Source organism: Cyclobacterium sp. SYSU L10401 (assembly GCF_010993705.1).
GTDB lineage: Bacteria > Bacteroidota > Bacteroidia > Cytophagales > Cyclobacteriaceae > Cyclobacterium.
The window spans coordinates 1,158,425-1,183,198 of sequence record NZ_WOFO01000001.1 but is presented as its reverse complement, the minus strand read 5'-3'; the positions used below and the strand labels follow the sequence as shown (position 1 = coordinate 1,183,198).

The window sequence follows — 24,774 nt, the reverse complement described above, 5'->3', positions numbered from 1 at the left end:
CGGATAAAGCTGGAATCCCAACTGCAACTCCTGCGACAAAGCCGCAACCCCGTTTACCGAAACCTGGGCTTAATCGCCTACAGGGAAGGGCTGCACGCAGCCAGAGACCTGTACCAGCGGGGCAGGAAGTTGCATTTCAGCGAATCCGAAGCGCTGGCATCAAGAAACAGCCGGTATTTGGATGGCATTGGCATGATGGTTTCCTATGGCATTACCGGTAGCATGGTAGCGGCCTTTGCTTCGCCGGCGCTGGTGAGGGGCTTGGTGGATGGATTGGGTGCCCAGGTCGTTCAACGGATGGGGATTGAAGCTGGGTTGCAGATGGGGACGAGTTTGGTTTTTAGTGGAAATTTTGAGACCATTGATTATGCAGATATAGGACTAGCCGGCTTATTTGGAGGGAAGGCTTTTATCGGGCAGGCCTTAATCGATTATGAATCCGAGGAAGGTTTAAAGACTATATTTGGAATTGGTGGAGAAAAATCGATATGGGATACTTCGATTGATTTTGGGGTAGGCGGATTTAACGCAGGGTACAACAGGCTACTGAAATCATCTGAAATCAATAATAGTGTGGTGAATTTTGTTTCAGTATTTAATGGAGGATTAAGAACAATGGTAAGCGAAGCCGCATCACCAAATAGATAAGTTATGGTGAAAAAGAAAGTAATAGTAATAAATCTTATAAAGATCGCAATTACCTTGATAGTAATTGTAATTGCGGATCGGTTATTCAATGATTATTACAATTCATTGGATAAGGCTTACACCATCGGTGAATTAGGGAGCACATACAAACCCTATGGACAAGGAACAAAAGTAAGATTTTCCTTCACCTTTCAAGGGAAGGTAAATAATTCACAGAATGGAATAGGAAATAATGAAATAAAAAAAGACCAGAACACTTATCTTATAGAAGTTCCAATTAAGGATATTAGAAAAAGCAAAATACTCTGGGACTATCCCGTCCCCGACACGCTAAAAGCCCCCTACGAAGGCTGGGATGAAATACCGGAGTTCTTGAAAAAGAGAGAGGTAGAAAATTGAAAAGCAATCTGTCCGGTTAGCGAGGCAACTTCTCCTTCGCTGACTTGATTGATCGTTGGTACCCGGCAGCTGCGAATTCGCCAGGAGGAGTTTCGGTTTTTTTAGGATTTCGGAATTTCTCCGGTCCTATCAGAGAGCGATGCGTTTCGGTCAATTCGTGCCACCAAGTTTGGGGTTTGGTTAGTTGATTTTTTCAGGACACTTGGGACTCGTGAAACAGCATCCCAAGTGTCCTAATATGTCCCAACAACTTATTGGCCTTTCTTCCGCTGTTCAATCCTGGCTCGGGTCATTCGTTCTCTGAGCCCTCCGTTGTTGACAAAAGCAATTTCCAATTGCTTAATTTGCTGTTTTAAGAGATAGGTGCAGATTTTAATTAGCGTAATCATGGCATTCGCACTAATATCCGGATCTTTGTGCTCGATGGCTTTTTTGAATGTGTCGTAGGTTGGTGTTGGTGTGCTTTTATTTAGTTCGCGCATGCGGTTGACAAGGCGATGATGCTTATCCCAAATCGGAAGCGATCTGCTTCTCAAAAAATCCTCATAGTCAATCTGAAGCTCCTCTAAACTTGCCCGGGCTACATTTGTGAGCTTAATTTCCATTTCTTTGGATGTAGCAGAACCCATACTGCCTTCGGCAATGTTCTGCTTACCACTACGGGCCGCTTGCACCATTTGACCTACTGTTCGGTCATACCTATGAAAGTACCGATTGGTAAAATAAACCGTGCCGTCATAAATGATTTCTGCCTTCTGATAGCTGAATAGGTTACGATAACCTCCGTGTGGGGGGATAAAACCTTCGGGATTTTTTCCTTCGTTGCTCATCGATAAATCCATGATTTCAAAAAATCACCTGCTTACATCTTCTAAATACTGTAGTTACAATAACCCCATTTCTTCACGATGCAATTGAGAAAAATTCATTAGCCAAGTTTATTAATTATGCCCTAGGTCCCAACCGATAATACTACGTGTCCAGTCCTTATCCATTTCCTGCAAATCCAGAAAAGGGGGTAAAAACTGTCCGTCATCCTGCGCATATTCCATCACCTTTTCTACAAAAGGGGCGGTGCCATCTCCCATTTTGGGTATGGTCTGCCGCTCGGAAGGGCTAAGTGCAACAAGATAGGGGCCGAGTGTGCTTTTAAGTGTGTTTAAAGCATCCCTGATGGATGTCAGCTCCTCCTCAGGGATTTGAATGGAAATTGAGTTTTTAGTACTCATGGTCTATTAAATTTAGGTTAAACATAATTACCATGATGAAAATATATTTTTTGAATGTAAAATACAAATTTAAGCGGTTGAAATTTGATTAAAAATTCAGTTTGAGGGAGTATGGGAGGAAATAGTTGGTTTAAAGGAACGACGGTCTGCGGCTTAAAAACCTAAGATAACCACTATTACTTTGTCACGTCTGAGAAGAAAGGGGTATGAACTCATGCTTTCCCCTTATCTCAAATCTCAACCTACAATCCCGTGTACAGCCAAGTACGAAACCAGCACGCTTGATGGTAAGAGAGCCTCAACCTGACCCAAATGGCTCAGGTCGGGCTACTCGATTGGGCGCAGTTTTTATTCGATAAGTTCTGTCAAAGGTTGTAATAGCGTTCTATAAAAAGCTTTTATTTCGGTTGAGTCAAGAATTAATTTTCTAACTGTATTTTCATACTGTTGTTTATTCAGTCCCAAGCCTGATATTATCCTATTTAAAACTTGGGTTTCTCTAATCGGATAGCGAGTAATTAATTCTAACTGATTACTATTTGTAACAAGGCTGTCGAAATAGTTTTCTTCATCTTGTAGGATTTGGTTTAAATCAAATGTTACATTGAACTGCCCTCTTTCTTGAATATCTTTATGTTTTGGCGTAGATAACATTATGTCATTACGAAGCTTTTTTTCGCAGAGTTTAGAACAAAGCCTCTCCTTATGCTGTGAGATATCTGAAATTATATTTTCTGTAGCGTTTTTATATAATGTTGTGGAATTTTGACCTGTTAATTCAGAGATTTTTTGGGCAACTTTTTCAATAATATATAAATGATAATATAATGCTTCTACCGAGTAAAAAGGAATAGCAGCAACTCCTTTTTCTAATAATGCTTGAATTTGTTCTGGTGTTCTATCATCTGTATCTATTAAGCCATAAGCATCAATCCAATGAATGTTTTCTGTTTTTTTTATTCCGTTAACTGCTTTTTCTACTTCTCTACAATTTCCTTGTGGTATAACAGAAACATTTGGGTAAATGAGTTGGTAGATTTGTCTATCTAAACTTGTTGATTGGCCTTCTACAAATAGTAATTCTCTTTTGGACCCAAGAATATCTGTTTTAATAGAAATGGGAATAGACAAGTCAGCTGTTATCAAATCAGCATCCCAATCTTTAATATTTTTTCCTTTCCATTGACAACTACGAATTAAAAGTGTGCTAGATTCTTGACAATCAATTGGTAAATGAATGTCGTGAGTAGAAATAACAAAAACGCAATCTTCTCTTTTTCTAAACAATGAGGTTAATAATGGAGAAATAATTGACCTGTGTAAATGCCTTTCTGGTTCATCAAGAATAATTAATGAATTAGGTTCAGTAGTCAAAACATCTGATCCAATTAAAAGTGCGTTTCTCTCGCCATCAGATAACTCTGCGATGCTATATGGTTCACTACCATTTTTTGAGGCAAATAGTTGTTCGTCTTTACCAAGAGTAATTTTTATTGGAATATTTGATATTGCTAATAATTCATTTATTGCGTCAATAGGTGCTTGATTTCTCGAATGCTCTTTCGCAAGTTCTATATTATCGTCATCAAAAGCATCAGCAATATTTCTTGCTCTAATATTATGTGAATTTATCAAATCAAAAATTGACAAAGAAGTTCTTGCCCCTGAATAATCATCTTTCCATCTTGAGTATGTACGAGTATCGCTTGTTCTTATGCTATTTTCAGTTGACTTCTTTTGAGAAGCCGTCATATTCATTGCATTATCTGTGAACCAAGTTTGTCTATGAGCAAGTATGCGTTTAGCGTGATTCTGATTTTGACTAAACAAATTATGCATTAATGTTGATTTTCCGACTCCATTTGCTCCTAAAACAAAAACTGTACTTCCTTCGGTCAATGGAATTTTTAAAGTTCCATTATTTGATGTAGGTATGTTGAACTTATATTTATTTTCAGTCATTTAGTTAATTTGATTACGGTCGTTTTTTAATTACACCCAACCTGTTTATTGTTACTATTTTACCCACCTTATTTTAAAAATAGGATTGCATAAAAACCAGTTTATCGCCCTTATTCCAAACTAACCTGTCAGGTATATATTAACTCCATCATACCATACATAAGGCCTACTCCTTCCGATCCCTTTTGCTTCCTATTACCTACTGTATATATGGATAGTGCTGTTCCCCTTTGTACACTACCCGATAAAAACAGCCCAATACCAGCCCTCATCGCATTTTCTTCCGGAATCCTCCTTTCATTCCTTTGAAAAAAACGCCAATCACTAAAAACGCCATTCCAATATACCGGAAAAATACCATTTCACCAACGGTTGGTTTAGGATATGAGCTTAATTGGGATAGATGCCTTTAAAAACACCATATAAAAGTTGGCCATTGAATAAAAACTAAAGCCCCCCGGGTCGGTGTTGGTGAGAACCAGAATTCCCACATTTAATTCAGGAATTAAAATCGTGTTTGAAAGCATTCCGGGCAAACCTCCGGTATGTTCGACTATAACAAACCCGTTTCTATCCGAAAGAAACCAGCCCAGGCCATACGAATGAAAATGCTTTTTTTCAAAAATAGTACTGGCATTAGGTTTAGTGTCAGTTCTAATGTTTACTTCCTGCCAATATTTTGATTTGACTGAACTTCCCTGAAAAGGGGAATATAAGGGAAAAAACGCCGTTGTATTTCCGGAGACTAGCAAGGTGCTTGGAAAAAATGACCGGGATTGGGCGATTCATTTGGGCAAAGCATCCTAGGGTTTGGATTGTGAAAGCGTATTCGAGGCTCAATTGTTCCATCTGACAGATAAGGTACCGGCACCCTTTGGTGAACTGGAAGATGGTGCCGCTGAATATACCATCTCTAAGGACCAATTTGTATTTCTTTCTCCGGCATTTTTCACCTGTAAATAAAAAAGATTGAGCTGGAATAAATATCAGGAAATACCCATTGTGAAAACTTTGCCTGTTCAATCAACTTCCCAGCTGATCTCGACCTTCTTCTTGCCCCATTCTCTTGCTTCTGCCACATTTTCACCCATGTAAATGTCAATCTTCTTTTTCCAGCGCCTGTTCATCTTGTCCAGCACTTTGTATTTTCCGGGCAATCCTTCTATCCGAAGGTCTGAACCGTGCTCAATGCCTTCTTCCTGCAGCAGGTCCCTGGATACGGCGATGGCTTTCATTCCGGGTTTCAACTTGTCTCCCCAGGCGGCGGTCACCGCATCTCCTTTTTTGGTCTGCCTCTCCACTGAATTGTAAGCAGTTGCGGTGACTTCCATGGTTTTGGTCTCTACACAGGATGCCAGTAGAAGAAAAACTATGGAGAAGGTTAGGTGCAGGTATTTTTTATTAGTATCCATGATATAAGTCGGAGTATGTATATGGCCCTGAAATTGCACAAAGGGCCAGAATGACTTTCAAACAAGACCCTTTTTATCATCAACATCAGCTGGTTTAAGGCCCGTCAATGCTCAAACCATATATCATATTGTAAATTGGCAGACGCCTTGTACGCCGTTATTAACAAAAATTAACGCACAAATGTTTCTTTCCTGGAAAGTCAAAGGTCGCAGAATGAAGGATTTGTGACTATTCGATGATTGAAACTTTTAGGAGAAAATAATTCTGGTATCGTTAGGTGGTTTTTTAGGGATTTATCTTGAATTAAAGTTACCGGAAAAGGATCAGAAAACCCCTAAAACAATGAATATAACACCTAATCATCCGAGAAAGCAATCCAATTCCATATCTTATTTCGTAAAAAATAAATTAGCGACGAATATCATTTTATCCAAGAAACCCCTACATTTAATATTGAAATCGACAGGCTGATGATCGAAGGTGCCCCATACATATCGGTAGTCAATATCATGATAGGTATTACCATTACCTATTTTGTACTTGAAATCCTGCTAATGCTCAATGAAATTGATCAGGATACCTCGAATAAACTCTTGCTGGAATGGTCCAGGGGCAAATCCTTCTTTATCCCCTTTGCCCTGGGAGCCATAGGCGGGCACCTGTTTTTGGGAACCTCCAATGCGGCCTTCAAAATGTCCAATGGCATGTTTCCGGTTTTGATCCTGTTTGGCCTCACCCTATTGATGGTACTGATTGCGTTCCAGGTACCCTTTAAGAAATCCAAGGCCTTTTTGACAACGCTGTTAATCGCAGGTTTCCTGTACGGACATTTTTTCTGGTCCATGAATTATACGGTAACGCCATGAGCAAATTCAAAAGGTTTTTAAAAAGGCATTTGTCTGAAATACGAACGATCAAGATCATTGTGGCGAGCATGCTGGGATTGATGGTAGTGATTGATATTGTGCTGGTCACTTTGGAAGGCAAGGACTTTCCTACCTTCAGCTATGTGGTCAAAGACCTCCGGCACCGGCTGATCTGGTTTACCTTCCTATTTGGAGGGCTGATAGCCAAGATTTTCTTTAACAGAAAAGCCAGTGACAAGAAAGAAGAAATAACCGGAATGTTCGCTTTCTTTTCCATGGTGCTGCTGCTCTTTGTCATTGGCAGAAGCCTGGAAACAGCACCAGGTTTGTTTCTTCAGCTGTTGTTACTGGTATCTGGCGGCATGCTGGCCAACCGGGCATGGCCCCAGTACAAGTAGGCATTTGGTCTCAGGACTCCATCCGGTTTTTTCAGCACCTGGTAATCTAAATTTCAACGACCAATCAACGACCCTTAGAAGGGTTCATCCTTTTGGGTAAAAATGGGTATTATACAGACTTCTTTGCTCCAAGGACATGAACTAACATAAGGGTAACAGGGAATTTGAAAACATATCAAAATTACTGTTTTTATTTGCCATGATGAAACCGAACATGAAATACCCGACACACCCTGGGATGCCCCGGTAGCTGTCGGGGAAATCATGTGAAGATTCCAGCCCGATCTGACCGGGGCAAGTTATGGCCAGTAAAGACTATTATAAACACATGAAATCGAGCATGTCGGAGGCGACACACAGAGGGATGATTATCATTGCGAGATTCCATCTGACCGCTTAAAGACAAATTATAAACACATGAAACTATATGACCTACCCTGGTTTCCGTTTGCCTTTATATTATTTGGTCTTATTGTCCATGTGATCGGAATTGGAGGTTTCAGTATTTATATATTGGACGAGGCTAAAAATGCTGCTGCCGCCATGGAAATGCAACGGCAGCAGGAATGGATTTTACCCACCTTCAATGGATTGCCCCGCTTCGATAAACCTCCACTCCATTACTACTTTTTCATGCTGGGATACAAGCTTTTTGGGGTAGGGCCATTTGGGGCAAGATTTTTCCCGGCCCTTTTAGGCTGGATATGTTTTGTAATTGTCTATTTTTTTTCTGCAAAATCCTTTGGTAAAAAGGCAGGATTTTTTGCCGGATTGGCGCTGCTTTCCTCTATTCACTGGATTTTACAATTCCACTTAGCGGTACCCGATGCATTTTTGATTCTATTCGTCTTTCTGACCATCCTTTATTATGAAAAATTTATTTCCTCCAAACTATTGTCAAAAAATTGTTTGAGGGCATCTGCCCTCTTCTTAGGGTTAGCCACCTTGAGTAAGGGGCCGGTGGCCATTGTCCTGGTAGGGATCACCATCCTGCTTTTCATGATGATGGATAAAAAACCACTCAAAATACATTTAAAGGCGATATTGGACCTGAAGGCCTGGCTATTGTTCCTGGTGGTTACTTTACCCTGGTACGTTCTCATTGCATGGAAAACGGACGGAATCTGGTTAAGAGAATTTATTTTCCATCATAACCTACACCGGTTTTCCAAACCCATGGAGGGCCATGGAGGAGGTTTTTATTTGACTTTTCTTTTTGTTTGGTTAGGGTTTTTACCAGCTTCCCTGGTTTTATTTTCAGCCTTTAAAAAGGTATGGATAAAAAGAACCCCCCCTGTGATTGTTTCGTTGGCTTCCATTTTTACCGCAGTCACCGTGCTATTTTTTATGCTTTCTGGAACCAAATTACCAAACTATACCGCTCCTGTATATCCATTTCTAGGAATTATCGCAGGTTGGCACCTTGCTGAGATGGATCCCCGGGGATTAAAATTCCCCTCCTATATATCCTCGCTTATCATTATACTTATTCCTGTTGGCTTATTTTTAGCCCTTGATCTTTTGACCATAAAAGAAATAGACGCGATCTCTGGTTGGTTTATTGTCCCGGCATTGATAGGTTTAACGGCATTGGTGATTACTATTTCGACAAGGTGGGAATATGGATGGATAACGGCCAGTTTTGGTTTCGTCACCTTCTCCATTGTGCTTTTCACGCAGGCGCTGCCGGCCATAGATCTAAAAAATCCGGTCCGGAATTCCAGGGAAGTCTGGAATAAAACTGAAAGGGTTTTTCACTTTCAGACCTTTAATCCTGCCTTTATTTTCAATTTGAATAAGAGAGTCCCTGATGTAGCACATCACATGCATCAGTTGAGAAAGGGAGATTTGATCTTAACCAACAAGAAAAGTCTACCTGAATTTCAGAACCTTGGAGTAAAAACAACCCAGGTGTATGAAGGGGAAGATCTCTTTGAAAATACAGTAACCATCATTCTTATGGTGGATTGATTATTCCATGACTGGTTTGGCAATCTTCCTTTTCCGATTCGATAGAAGACTTTTCCTGAATTTTTTCTTTGAAAAGAATTTTAAGGTTATCCACCTGCCAGAGTAGGCAGCTATCACCCCTAAAACAGCACCTGCCAATACATCTGTTAGAAAGTGCTGCATCAGATATATCCTACTGAACCCGGTAAGGATGGCAAGGAGTAGAAAAACGATCTGCAACCATTTTTGCTTAGGGCTCAGAAATGACAATGCGCAAGTCAACATAAAGATGGAAGCCGTGTGCCCCGAAGGGAAGGTATTCCAATGATGGGTAGATACACCCGGCACCATATGAAGCTCTATACCTGCAAGAAATTCAATGGGTCGTGGCATTCCCGGAAAAAACACCCTCTTTCCCAGGTGAACAAATAGTATATGAATAATGGTCGACAGCGCCAGAAAAATGGCATAGCTGAATTTAACAAACAGCAATATCAGTATAGGAAAAATCAAGATTACCCCATCTCCCATTTGCGTAATCCAAACAAAAAATTGATCCAAAAATGGCGTATGTGCCCTGTTGATAGATACTTCAAATGACCCTTTTTCGTAAAATGGAAGAAAAGCACAAACGAGAATTAAAAAAAGACAGTACGCCTTAATATATGCTTCGCCTTTGGTTTTATTCTTTTTCATAACATCAGAAAGCTAAGCATAAAATAAAGGGCTCTGGTTAAATCATTGTTACGGGTATTTTATTATTTTTTCCTTTTCAGCATACAGATTGCAAGGGCCAAACGCCATTCAAAAGATCGGCTACCAGTTGATCATTTTCTGTGCCTGAGTTGCTTTCTCCATGCCCGGTTTATCAATGGTAGGACCTCCCTGATTAAAGTATTGCGATATAAACAGGTAAAAAAAGTACGGCAAGAAAAAATATACCTGCCGTACTTTTGAATGGTTAATAACCTTGGTTTTGCACTAAAAATCCTTCTTCGTTGGAAGCGCCATCCACGGCTCTTTGAGGAATAGGAAACAATCTTTTGTTGACATCGCTGTCGGACTTACCCGTCCAGGCACCCTCATATTTACCAAATCGAATCTGGTAGTTTCTCCTAAAGCCTTCCCAATACAATTCAAAGCCGCTTTCACGGAACAACACATCCAAATCGATGGCGGTCAACGGCTCCGGGACTTGCTCAGGACGGGCAGTTCTGGAGGTCCTTAAGGTGTTTACATCTGCCAAAGCCCCTGCATTGTCACCATTTCTCAACCTGGCTTCAGCCCGCATCAGGTAAATCTCTCCCAGGCGAATCAAAACCAGGTCTACACTGCTATTGGAACAACAATTAGGAGCCGTATGGCTGAACTGGTATTTAGAAAATCGGTAACCTGTATTGTGTAAACTTCCCTCATCAGAAAAATCTACCCTGAGCGTATGGTCTACATAGGTCAGGTTGGCACCACTTGTTCTATTATTGATAACGGGATATATCCGTACCGAACCATCATCGCAGGTGAGAATATTACCTCCTTCGTCTTTCCTGGGACCCCATATGATTCCACGGAGTATTCCCCTGTCGATCTCAAAGTCCTCGGCAGGCACGCAATAATAGTGATCCGAGTCATTCTGCGGGCTTACCCCGGTAAGGTCTCTAAGTTCCTTGGGTATTACTGTATTTTCTTTAAAAAAACGGGCATCGGCATCGGCAGGATCTACATTGCCATAGGCATCTACCCAGGTCTGATAAAAATCAGATGTAGCAGCTACGGCGTCTGTTCCACGTGTATTTGGAAATTCCGGTCTTGGAATCAGGTCGCCGGATATAGGCCAATAGGCCCATCTTTGGTGATCGGTTTGTAAGGTACCCCTTTGGTCCATTGCAAATATGAGTTCGGGATTGGTATGGTTTCCATCGCTGAACAAATCAAAATATTCTGCAGACAAGGCATAAGGACCGGAAATAATCGCGTCGGTATATTGTATCACTTTATCCATATCCTCTTTTCTAAAATCAGGTGTTCCGTAGGGATCCCGATAAACGGCAGCATTCAAATATAATCGAGCCAACAAAGCCTTAACGGCATCTGCGGTTAACCTACCGGGACCTTTGTCATTGTTAAGGACATCCACCACAGAAAGCAGCTCACTTTCAATATGATCAATTGCCTCTTGCCCCCTTAAAATTTCAGATATTTCGCTTGAATTTTCCTTCCTGAAAACAAGCCCCCAGTTATCAAGAGCGAGCATATTCAGGTATGCCTTCATGGCTACCATTTCATAATAGGCATCCTGGGCTTCCGAATTACCATTTTCAGCCTCCAGGCTTAGCCTTTCGGCGGCGATTACTGCCCTGGATAAACATAAGGTAATATTGGTCCAGGTATCCCCCACCAGTCCGTTACTGGGAGTCATCAGGTGTTGATGAACCGCGATGAACTTGCCTCCATCATACCAGTCTCTTCCCCCACGGTAAGGGAGAATTCCTTCATCAGAAGCTACTTCCTGTAAGCCAAAGTTTGAAGTATGTAACCAAACCTGATACCTCAGAAAGCCATAAACCGGTGCCAGAGATCCGCTTACAATTTCTGCCTGCCCCGTGCCGGTCAGCGACTCATCAAGTACTTCTTCTTCTAAAGTAGTACAACCGAAAAATGTGAGAAAAAACACAATTACCGGTAATTTTTTATTAAATCTTATATTTTTCATTTTGTTTTAGTTTTCAACTTGATGGAAAAATTCCTGGATTTATTATTAGAATGTTAAATTTAATCCTAACAGAATTGTTCTTGCCCTTGGATAGGTAAATCGGTCTATGCCAAAGGTCTGAATGCCATTTGATGTCGATCCCGTATTGACTTCCGGATCAAATCCTGAATATTCTGTAATGACGAACAGGTTTTGACCGGTTAAAGACAAACTGATATTTCCGAAGGTTTCTCCCAGACCCATGCTATTCGCATTCAGGCTATAGGCCAGCGTAGCATTATTCAACCTTAAAAAAGAACCATTTTCCAGATAACGGGTAGATACGATATTGGCATTGGTCAAAGACTCTTCAGGATACTGGACCGCAAAATCCGTGGTATTATTCGACTGAGCCAATAGCGCCTTATTAAAAAGGGTCATGGTGGTATGGTTGTAGACCTTGTTTCCTGCCACCCCATTAAAGTTTAAACTCAGGTCAAATGCCCTATATTTAAAATTGGAGTAAAACCCGTAGATAAACTTGGGAATCGCACTACCCACTACAAGTCGGTCATTATCCAATATTTCGCCATCTCCATTGGTATCTCTGTATATGCTTTGCCCATCATCAGCGCCAACCCCATCAAACTGATACATGTAAAATGCACCCAATGGATTATCGTTGATATAACCGTTAATGGTCGCTCCCGTTTGACCTGAACCTTGAGCCGCCCCTGTTACCAGGACCGAATAGGGTGAATCCTCCACCCTGTTTTGGATAAAGGTCATGTTGCCGCCTATATTATAAGAGAAGTCGCGCGTGGCATCACTTCTGAAATCCAATGCCAATTCGACCCCATTGTTAATGATTTTCATTCCCGGGATATTGCTCCAATAGGTTGGGGTGGGCTGAACGGGATCGGAAGGAACCACTTCCAACAAAATATTGGAAGACTGCTTATTGAAATAATCCAGGGTACCAGTCAATTGCGAATTAAAAAATGCAAAATCAATTCCTACATCTATCTGGGATGATACCTCCCATTGCAGATCCGGGTTTGCCAATCGTGTAAAAACAATTCCGTATGGATAACCATCCAATGAAGTAGCGTCGGTATCTATCGGATAGGTATTGAGACTACCAGCGCCGGTAGATAACCTGTCTTCGGAATAGCTGGCTTTGGTGATTTTGGAGGGGATCTCCTGGTTTCCGGTTTGACCCCAGCTTGCACGCAGCTTTAAGTTATTAAAGACTGAATTGCTCATAAAATCCTCATTGCTGATGTTCCATCCCAAGGCAAAAGAAGGAAAATAACCATACTTGTTATTGGCTCCGAATTTGGAAGATCCATCAGCCCGGAAGGTCCCTGTAACCAGGTATTTATCTGCATAGGTATAGTTCAATCTGCCGAAGAAAGATTGCAGCTCGTTTTTGATGGCAGATGAATTTACTGAGGTAGGATATTCATTTGTACTGGTATGATCCTGGAACCGGGGTTCAATATTATTATTGGCAAAGCCATTAGCAGTAGTTATCCTGGCTTCATCCATAAATTCCTGGTAAGAATGTCCACCCAATAAGACAAGGCTGTGTACATCCTGGTTCCAGATGTATGTAAGTGTATTCTCAACCAGTTGATTGGTATTGGAATGAATACCAGCATTCAGCGACCCATCAGATACATTGGACTCATTGATTACAGAGGGAGAGGGTTTGTATTGCTGGTACCTATTCGTAGCCGAATAATCCACCCCCAGGTTTATTTTATAAGTCAGGCCATCAAATAATTCTATTGATGGTGAAATGTTTGCCAAAATACGGTTATTTATGGCATTGTCACTGTATAATTCATATCTGGCCAATGGATTTAAAGCGTTTGTATTTAATAAAGTAGGCTCACCATCGGTATAAGGAGGCACCGTCGGGTTCAAACTAAGCATATCACTTATGGTTGAAGTAATAGCAGGTCTTAAGTTTTCGGTACGGGAGGCCGTCAGGTTATAATCTATATTTAGCCTGCCATCAAAGGCCTTCTGGTTCATATTCAATTTTCCTGAATAGCGTTTTAGTCTGCTATTCTTTAAAATTCCTTCCTGATCCTGGATGCCTACGGAGGTGAAATAGGAAAAATTTTCATTACTGGCCCCGCTCATGGAGAGATTGAGATTATTGGATATTCCCGTCTGGGTCAGTTCATCCTGCCAATCCGTGTCCGCACCAAAGTCTTCCAAGTTTCCACCAGCGTCCACAACTTCCCTGCGGAAATCATCGGCATTGAAAACCCCTATTTTATTGGCCATGGAGGATACAGCAGATGACAACGAAAGATTTATTTTTGGTTTACCGGCACCTTTTTTGGTGGTAATTACCACTACCCCATTGGACGCCCTGGATCCGTATACAGCAGTAGCACTGGCATCCTTCAGTACATCGATGCTTTCAATATCGTTGGGATTTAGAAAATTCAGTGGATTGTTAGGAATACCTGTAGAGGAATTATCCAATAAAAAACCATCAACCACATATAGCGGCTGCGTTCCCGAACGCAAACTACCGATGCCTCTGATGATAACATCCTGAGCAGCTCCCGGTTCGCCACTGTTTGCGGCAATGGAAACACCGGCCAATTTTCCCTGCATCAGTTCACCTGGATTGTTTACCATTCCCTTGTTAAAACTTTCAGTATCGACAGAAGCGATGGCACCGGTAACGTCTGATCTTTTTTGGGTGCCGTATCCTACCACCACAAATTCACTCAACTGCGAATCAGCCGGCTCTAATTGGACTGTTATCGTGGATCTCCCCTCCACTTCCACTTCTTGCGGCGTATATCCCAAATAGGAAATTTGAAGAATAGCATTTTCCTCTACATCCAGGACAAATTTTCCATCAAGGTCCGTTACCGTTCCATTGTTGGTTCCTTTTACAAGAACGGATGCACCGGGCAAAGCTTCTCCTGTTTCGTCTGTAACTGTACCAGAAATGGATTTGGGGATGGACACCAGCTTAGAAAAAGAATTTTTTTTGATCAAATAAACCTCTTTTTCAGCATTGCCAGAAAACGCAAAGGAGGGATTAACAATAAATCCAGCACAAAGAATCAAATATGCAGCAGCATAAATTGTTTTAAATAATGGTAATTTTAAATTCATAATATTCGAAATTAGTTGGCTAAATTTTTTAATACTTTTGCTTTTAATGATATATAAAAGTAGTGTATATGGAATAAAGTGTAGTTAATAAGAGGTTAGCGTTGTATTACCAAAAAATCACCAAAAGTTTCTATTATTAAGTAAATGAATTTTTTTGTTTAAAAGCATACATGAAAATACCATTAGACTAAGCGAAAGCCTAAAATCAATCTTCGGGGTTTTCAATATATAAAAATCTCAAAATTACCGAAACCGGGAAAATATCCAGGAAAGGATGGTAATGCCGGCATACCGTTTCCCAGCTGATTGATTGCCTATTTTCATCGTAATTAAATATTTTCCACTACCTCTTCTCCAAGGCCAAAAGAAAGGGTCATACCGGCGCCCCCTAATCCGTTTACGATCGTTACCATGTTATCAACCTGGAATATAAATTCCGTAGCGCCATTGGTCATTTTTGGATAGATGCCGTGCCAGGTGCTCCCCATATTCCAATCTTTAAACTGTGCAAAAGATTTCAAGACATTTAGAATTAGCTTGTTGGTGTGCATGGCATCAAATGGGGATAAGTTTAATCCATAATCATGGCTGTCTCCTACTGTCAGTTCGCCCATTCCATTTTGAGCTACCATTACATGGATGCCCAGTTCCAATAATTCTTTGTGCTGTTCCATATAAACATCTTTGAGCTTTTGCAATGAAGGCGCTACCTCAAAGCCTTTGTAATGTATAAAACTTAAACCGGCACAAAGGGGAGGACCAATGCGCCAATTGAGAGGTTGCTGCACCAGCCGCATCATCTGTACCTTGCACTTCGTGATAGGAAAAGACTCAAAAAGATCAGGGTACAAAGTTTCAAAATCTGCACCGCTACAGACAAATATCTTATCCGCTGACCAAGATCTTTGTCCGCTATAAACCGTATTTCCTTTAATACGGGAGATCAATCTGCTCCAAACAAAGCTGACGCCTTCAAGGCGCTCCAGGTGTTGGGCAGTTTTCACGATCGCTTCACGGGGATCGACTATCACTTCATCTTCTGACCAAAGTGCACCTTTAAGGCCATTTATTACGGTAGCAGGGCTTTTCGAAATCGTTTCTTGTACGGTGAGATGATGGGCCGATTTTTGATTTTGCAATGCTTCCACATATTCCTTAACCACCTGGAGCTCCAGGTCTGAATAAGCCAAATGTAAGGATCCCGTTTTTTCAGCCCAGAAACCCGCTTTTTCCGACATTTCTAACCAAATTTGCCTGGAACGTAAGGCCCTTTTGAAGCTTGAACCCTGGCTTTGTCCGATCGGCCATATCATTCCAAAATTCCTAACAGAGGCTCCCTGAGCTTGAGGATGGCGCTCGATGACGGTGACTTTCCATCCTTTGTTGTGAAGGGCCCGGGTTAATGACAATCCTACGATTCCTGCACCGATTACTATCGCATGTTGTTGATTCATGGGTTGATTTTTTATTTAAAACAGATCAAATCTCATTTAACTGGTCAAAACCAAAACCTGACAGTTTTCTTTCAGCTCCATCTAATTTACTTTTTTTGCTTTAAAGGACTTGTTCAGTAAGCAGGGGCAATTATTTCTTTCAATTCACGCAGGGAATGGATAATAAAATCCGGTTCAGCGGTATGGAGTTGGCCGGCAGTATGTGCGCCAGTCGTTACTCCGAATGTCAATCCACAACCTGCAGATTTTCCTTCTTCGATATCCACAATCGAATCACCTACTTTTGCCACTTCTTTTGCAATTGACACACCACATTTTTTCATGGCAACAAAGATCATATCAGGAGCAGGCCGACTGTTTTTCACATCATCGGCAGTCACTAACACATCAAATGTCCTGCCCTCCTCCCAATTCAGTTTATCCAATAGGGATAGTGCAGTTTCCTTATTATAGCCAGTGTTCAAAGCCACTTTTATCCCCTGTTTTGCCAGGAAATCAAAAACTTCAAGGGTGCCATCATAAGGATCTACTTTTAGGTTTTCATAGGCTTTCTTTAGAATGACTAGAAAGTCTGCGAAGGCTGTTTGAGCATATTTTTCCATATCCTCAAGGGAAGAATAGGCTGGCTTAAGGATGTCCCGAATGGCTTGAAGTTTTTCTTTTCCACCACCATTTAACAGCACATTTTCGAGAGTAAAGTTGTGGCCCAGTTGATTGATGGCCCTTTGTAAAGATTTATATACTACATTGTTTTCATTGACAGTGGTTCCAGCCATATCAAAAACGACAAGTTTAATTTTTCCTTTTTTTCCCATTTTTATACCATTAAGTGAAAGCTAATTTTGGTTAATTTGGAGTGATTCCTACCCTGTATTTGCCAAAGGCATTGGCAACGTTAAATGCTTCGTCCAGTTCAGTCAATTTGAATTCTGTTCCAACAAGGCGCTCAAAAGAATACAATGAATGCGTTGTTTCCAAAAACTTGATTGCATAGGAGAGGTCTTCAGGAATGTAATTGTGCAGACCTTTGATCGTAAGGATCTTTCTCACCACTTTTTCTGCGTTAAGGTTAACATTCCGATCAGAATAAACTGCGCCTACCCATACAGTAATTCCGCCAATGTTCAATAAATCAAGGCTTTTTTCCATTGCCGAAGCTGATCCAGAAGTCTCTATAACTACATCTATCCCACCATGTGGCTGAATGACTTTCAGGGTTTCTTCCAGCGCCAGTTCAGCAGGTAAGCCCTCGTCCGCACCATACTGCCTGGCGATTTCGACTCTTTGCAGGTCAAGGTCCATTACCAATACCATCTTTGCTCCGGCATACCGCGACATGGCACATGCTGATAGCCCCAGCATTCCCGCTCCCAGCACCAGCACATTTTTTTCAAGGAGATTGCCGGCCAATCTGATGGCACCCGCTATGGTGGCATGGGTGCAATTTAATGGAGCAGCAGCTTTGGAAGAAATTCCAGCAGGGATTTTAAAAATATCAGTTCCTTTTCTCAGATGGCAATGGGTGGCAAATCCACCACTAAGAACATCGTTCGTCTCCATTTTTTCATGCCCGTACTTGAACAATGGCACAGATTTTTGAGGAATTCCTTTTTGAGCCATTGATCCTGTGTGATCATGCGCATAAACCGACCAGGTTACGAGATCCCCGATTTTAAGTGTCTGGCCGTAGTAATCTGTTAACCCGTTTTCAGGGAGGTCAATCATCCTACCGATCATTTCATGCCCCAGGACACTTGGAAAATTTGCTTCCCTCCTCCCATAGAAAGTGTGAAGATCACTCGTACATATAGTGGAATAAGTTATCTCGACAATAGCCTCACCTGTAGCTAAGGCTGGTAGGTTCACTGAAAGTGGAAGAAATGGCTTTTCAACTTCACTAAAAACCATCGCCAGGGCTTCATTTTTCATCTTTAAAAACCGGTCTATTGTTTAGTTGCTCAATTGCGTTACCTGCACCGAATGGAATTGTAAATAAACTTAAAAAATTGGAAAATTATTTTTCCATAGGAAAAGTTAATAATCCCTTAACATCCAGTAATTTATTTTACAACCGGACTCCAATACATTTATAGATAAATTCAAACAGTTTGGAAATTTCCCCGGTATGCAAATAAGTTTTCCGCTTTCCCGAAAGGACCTCCCACATAAATCTACGGTTTTGCTCATGGTCGGGGCCTTTACGTGCTATACTGGGATGTACGCAGTCCGGAAATCTTTCCTTGCCGGACAATACCTGAATACGGAATTTTATGGTATGGATTTAAAGACCATCCTGGTGGTCAGCCAGGTCTTAGGGTATATGTTTTCAAAGTTTGTTGGCATCAAGCTGGTATCCGAAATGGCGGCCCATAGGCGAGGATTTTTTTTGGTGGTGTTACTTAGCTTCGGGCTATTAATGCTTTTGGCTTTCGCGATTTTGCCAGTGAACTTTAAACCATATGCCCTATTTTTAAACGGGCTGCCGCTAGGGATGGTATTTGGATTGGTTTTTTCCTATCTCGAAGGAAGAAAAAATACCGAACTTCTCGCTGCCGCCTTAAGTGCGACATTTATTTTCTCGACAGGATTTGTCAAAACCGTAGGCATATGGCTTATACAAAGCTTTGGTGTAGGGGAGTTCAATATGCCATTCCTTACGGGCTTGCTGTTTTTTCCCTTTTTTCTTCTTTCAGTCAAAATGCTCAGTACTTCCAGGGAGCGATCACAAGAGGATTTAATTTTGAGATCCGAAAGGGTACCTATGGGTGGCAAAAAGCGGATGGAATTCCTTAGACAACATGGGTTAGTATTTGGGGCATTGGTACTGGTTTATGTATTGCTTACGATCATGCGTGATTTTAGGGATAATTTTATGGTAGAGTTTTGGACGGAGCTGGGAATGGAGGGTAAACCCGAATTAATGACGATGACTGAAATACCTGTTGCATTACTGGTTTTGTTGATTGCCGCATCTGGTGTTTTGATTCGGGACAATCGGAATGCCTTTAACTACGGCATTTGGCTTAGCATTGTGTGCTGTATTGGAATTGTAGTACTTACATGGTTCTTTGACAAAGGCGCCGTTTCACCGGTTTGGTGGATGGTGATTAATGGGGTGGGGCTTTATTTGCCTTATATTCTTTTTCACTGCCTGATCTTTGAAAGATTATTGGCCCTGGTACGGTTCAGTGGAAATGTGGGATTCCTATTTTACACCGCAGACGCCCTCGGATATACAGGAAGTGTGGGGGTGATGCTTTTCAAAGAATTCAGCAATTCGCAGGTCGAATGGATTACATTCCTGGGTATATTAAACCAATTCGGAGGAATTGTGATCACCTCCGTATGTATTATCATATTGGTTGTACTTCAGTTCAAATCAAAAAATCAGCCCAAGTTGGTAATGCAGCCTTAATACATTGGTTATCAGAAAGAATTAATATGGCCTGCAATTTTGTTTAGAAAAAGCAACGGGAAGCTTCTTTTCTATAGATTTCACCTTAAGAGCAGGACAAAAAATGGTTAAAGATTCGTATAGGTGGCATCAGCATATTCGACTGAAATATCAGGATTCTAATTGCCCTGAGACCTTGGACAGGATGAGTTATAAAATTAAGGTTATTCCATTTGTCAATTTACCAATCAGCCAGGAAAAAACTCAAGTCATTTGCCACCGGAAACTGCACAATCCCTCGATTTTAATATGTCAATCAAACCTTTCAGTCCCTACAGGATGTTTTTAGTTGTAAGGTTTCTGCGATTTCCTTCCAGTCCAGAGTGGCTTCACTGACATTTTCAGAATAGTGCCTTTGGGCCCGGAAAAAGAAGGTTGCTAAACATTCCTTTTCCGGGCCCTGAATAGCCTGGCACAAAGCCCGTCAATTTTTAGGCTGGAGCCATCATTCGGTTTCTTTCCCCTACCCTTCCCTCAGGATCTTTTCCATCTTTTTACCTTTGGCCAGCTCGTCCACCAGTTTGTCCAGATACCTCACTTTTTGGGTCAAAGGATTGGTAATTTCTTCCACCCGGTATCCACAGATCAACCCGGTGATCTGCCGGGCCTTGGGGTTTAATTTTGCCTCCTGAAAAAAGGTCTCAAAAGTGACCTTCCGGTCTATCAGCTCCTGTTGCTTCTTCTCATCAAAGCCCGTCAGCCAATGGATCACCTGATGCAATTCGGCTTTGGTCCGGCCCTTTCTTTCCACCTTGGTGACATAGTGGGGATACACGGTGGCAAAAGTCATTTTGGCCATGCGTTCGTCGTGTTCGGGAGTGGTGCTCATAGGGGGTGCATTTATTTATCTTGGGTAAGCTATTTAATCGCCATTTCCAATTTATCGAAACAAGCTTTAGTGCCAAAGGGTCTCCTGCAAAAAGCCTCCTCCCGGCACTTCCTGCAGTTCTGCCAGGGGTTTTCTATTTTCTGATAGGAAAATCAATTTAAACTTTCGGTATACTTTTTTAGCCGGAACAAAAACATGGCCCAGTTGTAGCTGCACCAGCGATAATAGTCCGTCAGCTCCCTCCAGTCATGATGGTTGAGGCGCACTTTAGTAGCCTTTTCCTCTTCAGTAAGTTCAAAGCTGATGCCTGTGCCTACCCATTCCTGGTCAGAGGCCACACATTTCCAGGATACCAATGTATCTGCCTGCAAATCTGTCACCTCCATTTTGGTCAGGTATCCTTCATCAAAGTCAAAAACATTGACAAAACCCAGCTCAGGTTTTACTTCTAATTTTCTGGTCCAAACCTGCCCCAATCCTTCTGCTGTGGTCAGTGCCTTATAAATGGTAGCAGCAGGAGCCTTGATATAGTTGATTTGTTCTATGCTGTACATGTTTATGCCGAATTTCTAGTTTGGTTTAGCTTGGCCTACTCATCCAGAGCAAGCCCAGGGAATGCGATTGCTCCATTGAATTTACCGGAAAAATTTAACTATACCAATGGTTGGTTTAATTTCTGAAGTTAATCGACCATGAAAAATTTAGTTTTGGTCCATGTTTACGAAAACAATGGGTTTGTTCCTGACGAATTGGCTTTTGTACGGCAGCCATTCGCTCATCCGGCTGTCCTTCCCCTATCTCATGGGATGGGTCAAAAATCACAGGATAACCAGACAATCCATATCGGTGCTTTGTTATGGACAGATCTTTGGATTTTTTGAATATAAAGCCCCTCGGCCGGATAAAGGCTATTTGGGTATACCTGAAAAAGCACAAAGGCTTCTTTTCAATTGCCCTTTACTCCTGCCATTGATTCAGCCAGCTTTCGGCCAGTGAAGGCCAGGTCTCGGCAGCAATATTTCCGGAACGCAGCCCATAGCCGTGCCCTCCCTCCGGCAGCAGGTGCAGCTCCACCGGCACCTTATGGTCCCTCAACGCCCCTGCCATGACCAGCGAACTGTTGCCGTATGTGTCATCGGCCGTTCCAAAAATAAACATGGGAGGGGTATCCTGGTCCACGCTCAGCTCCGGGCTTAAGCTTCGGTTGTCTCCCTTGTCCAGGTAAGCGGGGTAGATCAGCATAGCAAAATCCGGGCGGCTGGAAGTTTCATCCCATTCATCTATTCTGGCATAGGTATCTTCCCTAAACCGGGTTCCGGCCCTGGCGGCCAGGCTTCCACCGGCAGAGAACCCGATGACCCCCACCTTTTCCCAGGCTTCCCTGCTCCTGACCATTCTTATGGACCGCTGAAGGTCATACAATGCCTCCTGTTGCTTGTTAGGAACCCTGTACTGCAGCACAAAAGCAGTATAGCCCAGGGTATTCAGCCATTCGGCCACTTCGTACCCCTCCTTGTCTATGGCGAGGATGTTATAGCCTCCACCCGGACAAACAATCACCGCAGCCCCATTTTTAAGGGCTTCCTCTGGTTCGAATACAATCAGGGCGGGATTGGTGATATCGGTTATCCGGGTGACATCACCACTGATATTGTCGGTCTGAACAGGATCCTGCTTGGGTACATTTTCACCCGGCACTGCTCCGGGCCAAACATAAAGGGTATCCCTCTGTTGGGCAAAAGTCACCATAGTAAAAGAAAACAGCAGTAAAAGGGTCAATCGCAATTTCATCATTCGACCATTATCAGTGGTGGGTATTTTTTGTCTGTACAAATATGTCATTTCCTCCGGAGAATTCCCGATTTTATTTTGAGATCAGGTTTATTGCTTCCTGGTCTATATCAGGTACCCATATTTTGCTCCTGTCATAAGTCGATCGTAAGTCGAATTTAAAATTAAACTGAACCAGTTTCCCCTGAAGGTCGGAAATTTCCAATTTTGGAAGGGATTCCACCACCCTTTTTCCCTCTGCCAAAAGGATTTGGTGTCGGTAGGATTTGGTTTTTTTTAAATTTTCAGAATGCTCTCCCATATATCCAATAATGACGACTTCATCATAGGCTACATATTCCTCATCAGGTTTCACGTCCAGGACTTCCTGTATCATTCCATCAGCGCTGACCCTGGCATAAAGTCTTACCGTTCCTATCAGCCCCGCTGACCTGGCATCAGCGGGGTATTTTAAGTTTTTTGACAGGTGCTTATTTATCCCTTCAATTGAATCTATGGGATCGGAAGGATTTTCCTGCACCTGCTGACTTGATGGCTCCATACCTGATCCACTATCGCTCATCACTACCGTTTCCTTCCCGGAAAGGGATACCAGCAGCAAGGCAAATACGGGCAGAATGGCCAACCTGGAAAGGCCGGCAAACCGGTTTTTATTTGGGGAATTCATCATGATCATTCGTTTTTTAAGGTTACTGGAATTAATGGCTGTAAATAACGGGGAATCGATGGTATTCAGGGCCATGGACAGCATGGTCCACTGGTAGGCTTGTTTGTCTGATACCTGGATCACCCTGTCATCCGCCCGGAACTCCAGGTTGTTCCTAATGGCCTGGGCATGAAACCTGGCGAAAGGGTTGAACCACTGCAGGGCCAAAAGCAATTCGGCCAGGATGATATCGTAAAAATGCCTTTCACGTGAATGTACTGCTTCATGATGCAATACCATTTCCAGCGAGGCATTTCCGAGCAAATTTTTCCCTATGATGATCTGGTCAATAAAGGTGAACGCCATGTCCTTTTGTTCGGCTACCCAGACTTTCATCCCGGCGATATCTGTTTCCTTACAGTTTTTTCTTATCCTGGCAGCTGCTATATAGCCATAGATCAGCCTGGCCAAACAAATTACCAGTCCAATCAAATACCCATACAGTAATATATCCGCCATACCGATATCACTTTCCATGGTTTTTGCCTTTAATCCGGAAGTCCAGGTATGGCTTACCCCATTTCCTGAAAAAAAGATGGTGGCAGGAGATAAGGAGGAATAGGTTTGAAGTGTAAGCAGGGGAATGATAAAAGCAGCAATAAATGATCCGGCCAGGTAGCAGCGATTAAACACAAAACCTTTGTTTTTCCTAAACAGGAAAAAATAGGTGGCATAGAAAACCGCTGTTCCTATGGAAACCTTCAATAGGTAATAAAGGATTGCTTCCATGGCTATTTGGATTTTATAATTTTTAGGATTTCGGCAATCTCCTGCTGGTCAAGTGGCTCTTCCTCTATAAAAGCAGCCACTGCCTTTGAAAATGAATCGTCGAAATAATCGCTGATAAAGGCTTTCATGTACCGTTTGCGGTAAGCTTCCTTCGTGAGCAGGGGAAAATATTCATAGGTGTTTCCATATTGTTTATAGCCCACGATGCCCTTTTCCTGCAGGATCCTGACCATAGAGGAGATGGTATTGTATGGGGGTTTGGGGTCGGGAAACTCAGCCAGGATGTCTTTGACGAAGCCTTTTTGGAGCTTCCAAAGGATCTTCATGACCTCTTCTTCTTTTTTGGTGAGTTTGTCCATGAGTATTTATCTTTTAAACTTAATATTTAAATATACACCTGATTTATCAATAATACAATTGTTTTATCAGTTATCATGCAAATTTTTTCTGCCTATCAGGAATATCTCCAGGTCGGAAAAGGCTGAAATGAGACCATATTTATTCTGAAATGGTACAAATTATGGCCCATCAAACAGTATCAAAACCACTTCAATAGGTATGCGGCTTTAGCCCATTCCATAAATTGGAACCCCGAACCAGGGGCTTTAGCCAAAATTGATACCTCAAGCAGCAGGCAATTGATCCAAAGAACCCTCTCTTGAAATTCAAATAAGGAAAAAGCTTGTACCCTAAAAATGGCACTTCCCTGCCTGAAAAGACTGTTTCATATGATTGGATACCCGCCTTATTTCTCTCCTGAAATATTACAGGCAGCTTTTGCAGAAACGGCAAGTTCCAGAAACTTATCATCTTTCGGGTCCCGGGAGGCTTTAATTTGGATATCAGGGCTATATCGGGTGCTATTAAAAGTCAGGGAAGCAAGTATTTCTTCTCTTTCACCATAGGAGAAATACTTATCCAATTTTTTTCTGTATAACAATTCAGCAAATTCAGTGAAAGTAGCGTCTGAAAAAAACACCTTTCCATTGCGCAAAGCTTTATCCAGCGCTTTAGTGCTTACAGCGTTATTGAGAAAGTGGGCACCAATCAATTCATTGGTATGAATGGACAATACCCTTTTCTACCATTTTTCACCAAAAATTT

General features: G+C 41.9%; 25 protein-coding genes. 8 read left to right on the top strand and 17 right to left on the bottom strand.

Translation table 11 applies throughout. The features are described from left to right. The first annotated feature begins 129 nt into the window (after positions 1 to 129). Together GL182_RS04970 and GL182_RS04965 are read left to right on the top strand one after the other, a co-directional pair. Positions 130 to 648: a hypothetical protein gene (locus tag GL182_RS04970; RefSeq protein WP_163378433.1), complete on the top strand. Its 519-nt coding sequence runs from the start codon at positions 130 to 132 to the stop codon at positions 646 to 648. A gap of 3 nt (positions 649 to 651) precedes the next feature. Next, on the top strand, positions 652 to 1,047 hold the full coding sequence (locus GL182_RS04965; RefSeq protein ID WP_163378432.1) for a hypothetical protein: 396 nt from the start codon (positions 652 to 654) through the stop codon (positions 1,045 to 1,047). Positions 1,048 to 1,298: 251 nt separating this feature from the next. On the opposite strand, the gene GL182_RS04960 is transcribed toward GL182_RS04965, so the two are convergent. The 4 genes from GL182_RS04960 to GL182_RS04945 all read right to left on the bottom strand — a co-directional run bounded on the left by GL182_RS04960 (position 1,299) and on the right by GL182_RS04945 (position 4,990). Further along, on the bottom strand, positions 1,299 to 1,889 hold the full coding sequence (locus tag GL182_RS04960; protein WP_240469591.1) for a four helix bundle suffix domain-containing protein: 591 nt from the start codon (positions 1,887 to 1,889) through the stop codon (positions 1,299 to 1,301). A 99-nt stretch (positions 1,890 to 1,988) separates the two neighbouring features. Then, positions 1,989 to 2,276 (bottom strand): hypothetical protein, encoded by a 288-nt coding sequence (locus GL182_RS04955; protein WP_163377523.1) that lies wholly within the window; start codon positions 2,274 to 2,276, stop codon positions 1,989 to 1,991. 348 nt (positions 2,277 to 2,624) lie between these two features. After that, a complete protein-coding gene (locus tag GL182_RS04950) occupies positions 2,625 to 4,238 on the bottom strand; it encodes an AAA family ATPase (protein WP_163378431.1) in 1,614 nt (537 codons plus the stop codon). 377 nt (positions 4,239 to 4,615) lie between these two features. Further along, positions 4,616 to 4,990, bottom strand: coding sequence for a beta-lactamase family protein (locus GL182_RS04945; RefSeq protein ID WP_240469589.1), 375 nt, complete (start codon positions 4,988 to 4,990; stop codon positions 4,616 to 4,618). A 58-nt stretch (positions 4,991 to 5,048) separates the two neighbouring features. Here GL182_RS04945 and GL182_RS04940 point away from each other — a divergent pair, with 58 nt between their 5' ends. Continuing rightward, positions 5,049 to 5,201, top strand: coding sequence for a hypothetical protein (locus tag GL182_RS04940; protein WP_163378430.1), 153 nt, complete (start codon positions 5,049 to 5,051; stop codon positions 5,199 to 5,201). 56 nt (positions 5,202 to 5,257) lie between these two features. Here the strand turns inward: GL182_RS04940 and GL182_RS04935 are convergent, their stop codons facing one another. After that, positions 5,258 to 5,650, bottom strand: a complete 393-nt coding sequence (locus GL182_RS04935) for a 3D domain-containing protein (protein ID WP_163378429.1) — start codon at positions 5,648 to 5,650, stop codon at positions 5,258 to 5,260. Between the two features lie 471 nt (positions 5,651 to 6,121). Between GL182_RS04935 and GL182_RS04930 the strand changes: the two genes are divergently transcribed. The 3 genes from GL182_RS04930 to GL182_RS04920 all read left to right on the top strand — a co-directional run bounded on the left by GL182_RS04930 (position 6,122) and on the right by GL182_RS04920 (position 8,886). After that, positions 6,122 to 6,517, top strand: coding sequence for a hypothetical protein (locus GL182_RS04930; RefSeq protein ID WP_163378428.1), 396 nt, complete (start codon positions 6,122 to 6,124; stop codon positions 6,515 to 6,517). Then, positions 6,514 to 6,915: a hypothetical protein gene (locus GL182_RS04925; protein WP_163378427.1), complete on the top strand. Its 402-nt coding sequence runs from the start codon at positions 6,514 to 6,516 to the stop codon at positions 6,913 to 6,915. Before GL182_RS04930 ends, GL182_RS04925 begins: the two co-directional genes overlap by 4 nt. Before the next feature lie 417 nt (positions 6,916 to 7,332). Beyond that, positions 7,333 to 8,886, top strand: coding sequence for an ArnT family glycosyltransferase (locus GL182_RS04920; RefSeq protein WP_163378426.1), 1,554 nt, complete (start codon positions 7,333 to 7,335; stop codon positions 8,884 to 8,886). Here GL182_RS04920 and GL182_RS04915 read toward each other — a convergent pair whose 3' ends face one another. From GL182_RS04915 to GL182_RS04890, 6 genes are all read right to left on the bottom strand, one after another. Next, the gene (locus tag GL182_RS04915) at positions 8,887 to 9,561 is read right to left on the bottom strand and encodes a phosphatase PAP2 family protein (RefSeq protein WP_163378425.1); all 675 of its coding nucleotides are present in this window, start codon (positions 9,559 to 9,561) and stop codon (positions 8,887 to 8,889) included. Between the two features lie 265 nt (positions 9,562 to 9,826). Next, positions 9,827 to 11,575: a RagB/SusD family nutrient uptake outer membrane protein gene (locus GL182_RS04910; protein WP_163378424.1), complete on the bottom strand. Its 1,749-nt coding sequence runs from the start codon at positions 11,573 to 11,575 to the stop codon at positions 9,827 to 9,829. A gap of 45 nt (positions 11,576 to 11,620) precedes the next feature. After that, the gene (locus GL182_RS04905; RefSeq protein WP_163378423.1) at positions 11,621 to 14,707 is read right to left on the bottom strand and encodes a SusC/RagA family TonB-linked outer membrane protein; all 3,087 of its coding nucleotides are present in this window, start codon (positions 14,705 to 14,707) and stop codon (positions 11,621 to 11,623) included. 329 nt (positions 14,708 to 15,036) lie between these two features. After that, the gene (locus tag GL182_RS04900; protein WP_163378422.1) at positions 15,037 to 16,161 is read right to left on the bottom strand and encodes a TIGR03364 family FAD-dependent oxidoreductase; all 1,125 of its coding nucleotides are present in this window, start codon (positions 16,159 to 16,161) and stop codon (positions 15,037 to 15,039) included. Between the two features lie 113 nt (positions 16,162 to 16,274). Beyond that, positions 16,275 to 16,976 carry a phosphonatase-like hydrolase gene (locus GL182_RS04895; protein WP_163378421.1) on the bottom strand — a complete coding sequence of 234 codons (702 nt, stop codon included), beginning with the start codon at positions 16,974 to 16,976 and terminating at the stop codon, positions 16,275 to 16,277. 31 nt (positions 16,977 to 17,007) lie between these two features. After that, entirely contained in the window at positions 17,008 to 18,090 is a 1,083-nt protein-coding gene (locus GL182_RS04890) for a zinc-binding dehydrogenase (protein WP_163378420.1), read from the bottom strand. Between the two features lie 196 nt (positions 18,091 to 18,286). Here GL182_RS04890 and GL182_RS04885 point away from each other — a divergent pair, with 196 nt between their 5' ends. Then, positions 18,287 to 19,576, top strand: coding sequence for a DUF5690 family protein (locus GL182_RS04885; RefSeq protein WP_163378419.1), 1,290 nt, complete (start codon positions 18,287 to 18,289; stop codon positions 19,574 to 19,576). A 502-nt stretch (positions 19,577 to 20,078) separates the two neighbouring features. Here the strand turns inward: GL182_RS04885 and GL182_RS04880 are convergent. Together GL182_RS04880 and GL182_RS04875 are read right to left on the bottom strand one after the other, a co-directional pair. After that, positions 20,079 to 20,444, bottom strand: a complete 366-nt coding sequence (locus GL182_RS04880) for a DUF2200 domain-containing protein (protein WP_163378418.1) — start codon at positions 20,442 to 20,444, stop codon at positions 20,079 to 20,081. A gap of 152 nt (positions 20,445 to 20,596) precedes the next feature. Next, positions 20,597 to 20,998: an SRPBCC family protein gene (locus GL182_RS04875; RefSeq protein WP_163378417.1), complete on the bottom strand. Its 402-nt coding sequence runs from the start codon at positions 20,996 to 20,998 to the stop codon at positions 20,597 to 20,599. A gap of 138 nt (positions 20,999 to 21,136) precedes the next feature. On the opposite strand from GL182_RS04875, the gene GL182_RS04870 reads away from it, so the two are divergent. Further along, entirely contained in the window at positions 21,137 to 21,325 is a 189-nt protein-coding gene (locus GL182_RS04870; protein ID WP_163378416.1) for a hypothetical protein, read from the top strand. 76 nt (positions 21,326 to 21,401) lie between these two features. Here the strand turns inward: GL182_RS04870 and GL182_RS04865 are convergent, their stop codons facing one another. The 4 genes from GL182_RS04865 to GL182_RS04850 all read right to left on the bottom strand — a co-directional run bounded on the left by GL182_RS04865 (position 21,402) and on the right by GL182_RS04850 (position 24,742). Beyond that, entirely contained in the window at positions 21,402 to 22,238 is an 837-nt protein-coding gene (locus GL182_RS04865; RefSeq protein WP_240469585.1) for an alpha/beta hydrolase, read from the bottom strand. Positions 22,239 to 22,308: 70 nt separating this feature from the next. Continuing rightward, positions 22,309 to 23,670, bottom strand: coding sequence for a M56 family metallopeptidase (locus GL182_RS04860; protein ID WP_163378415.1), 1,362 nt, complete (start codon positions 23,668 to 23,670; stop codon positions 22,309 to 22,311). A gap of 2 nt (positions 23,671 to 23,672) precedes the next feature. Then, positions 23,673 to 24,029: a BlaI/MecI/CopY family transcriptional regulator gene (locus GL182_RS04855; protein WP_163378414.1), complete on the bottom strand. Its 357-nt coding sequence runs from the start codon at positions 24,027 to 24,029 to the stop codon at positions 23,673 to 23,675. 386 nt (positions 24,030 to 24,415) lie between these two features. After that, entirely contained in the window at positions 24,416 to 24,742 is a 327-nt protein-coding gene (locus tag GL182_RS04850; RefSeq protein WP_163378413.1) for a putative toxin-antitoxin system toxin component, PIN family, read from the bottom strand. Between the last annotated feature and the right edge of the window lie 32 nt (positions 24,743 to 24,774).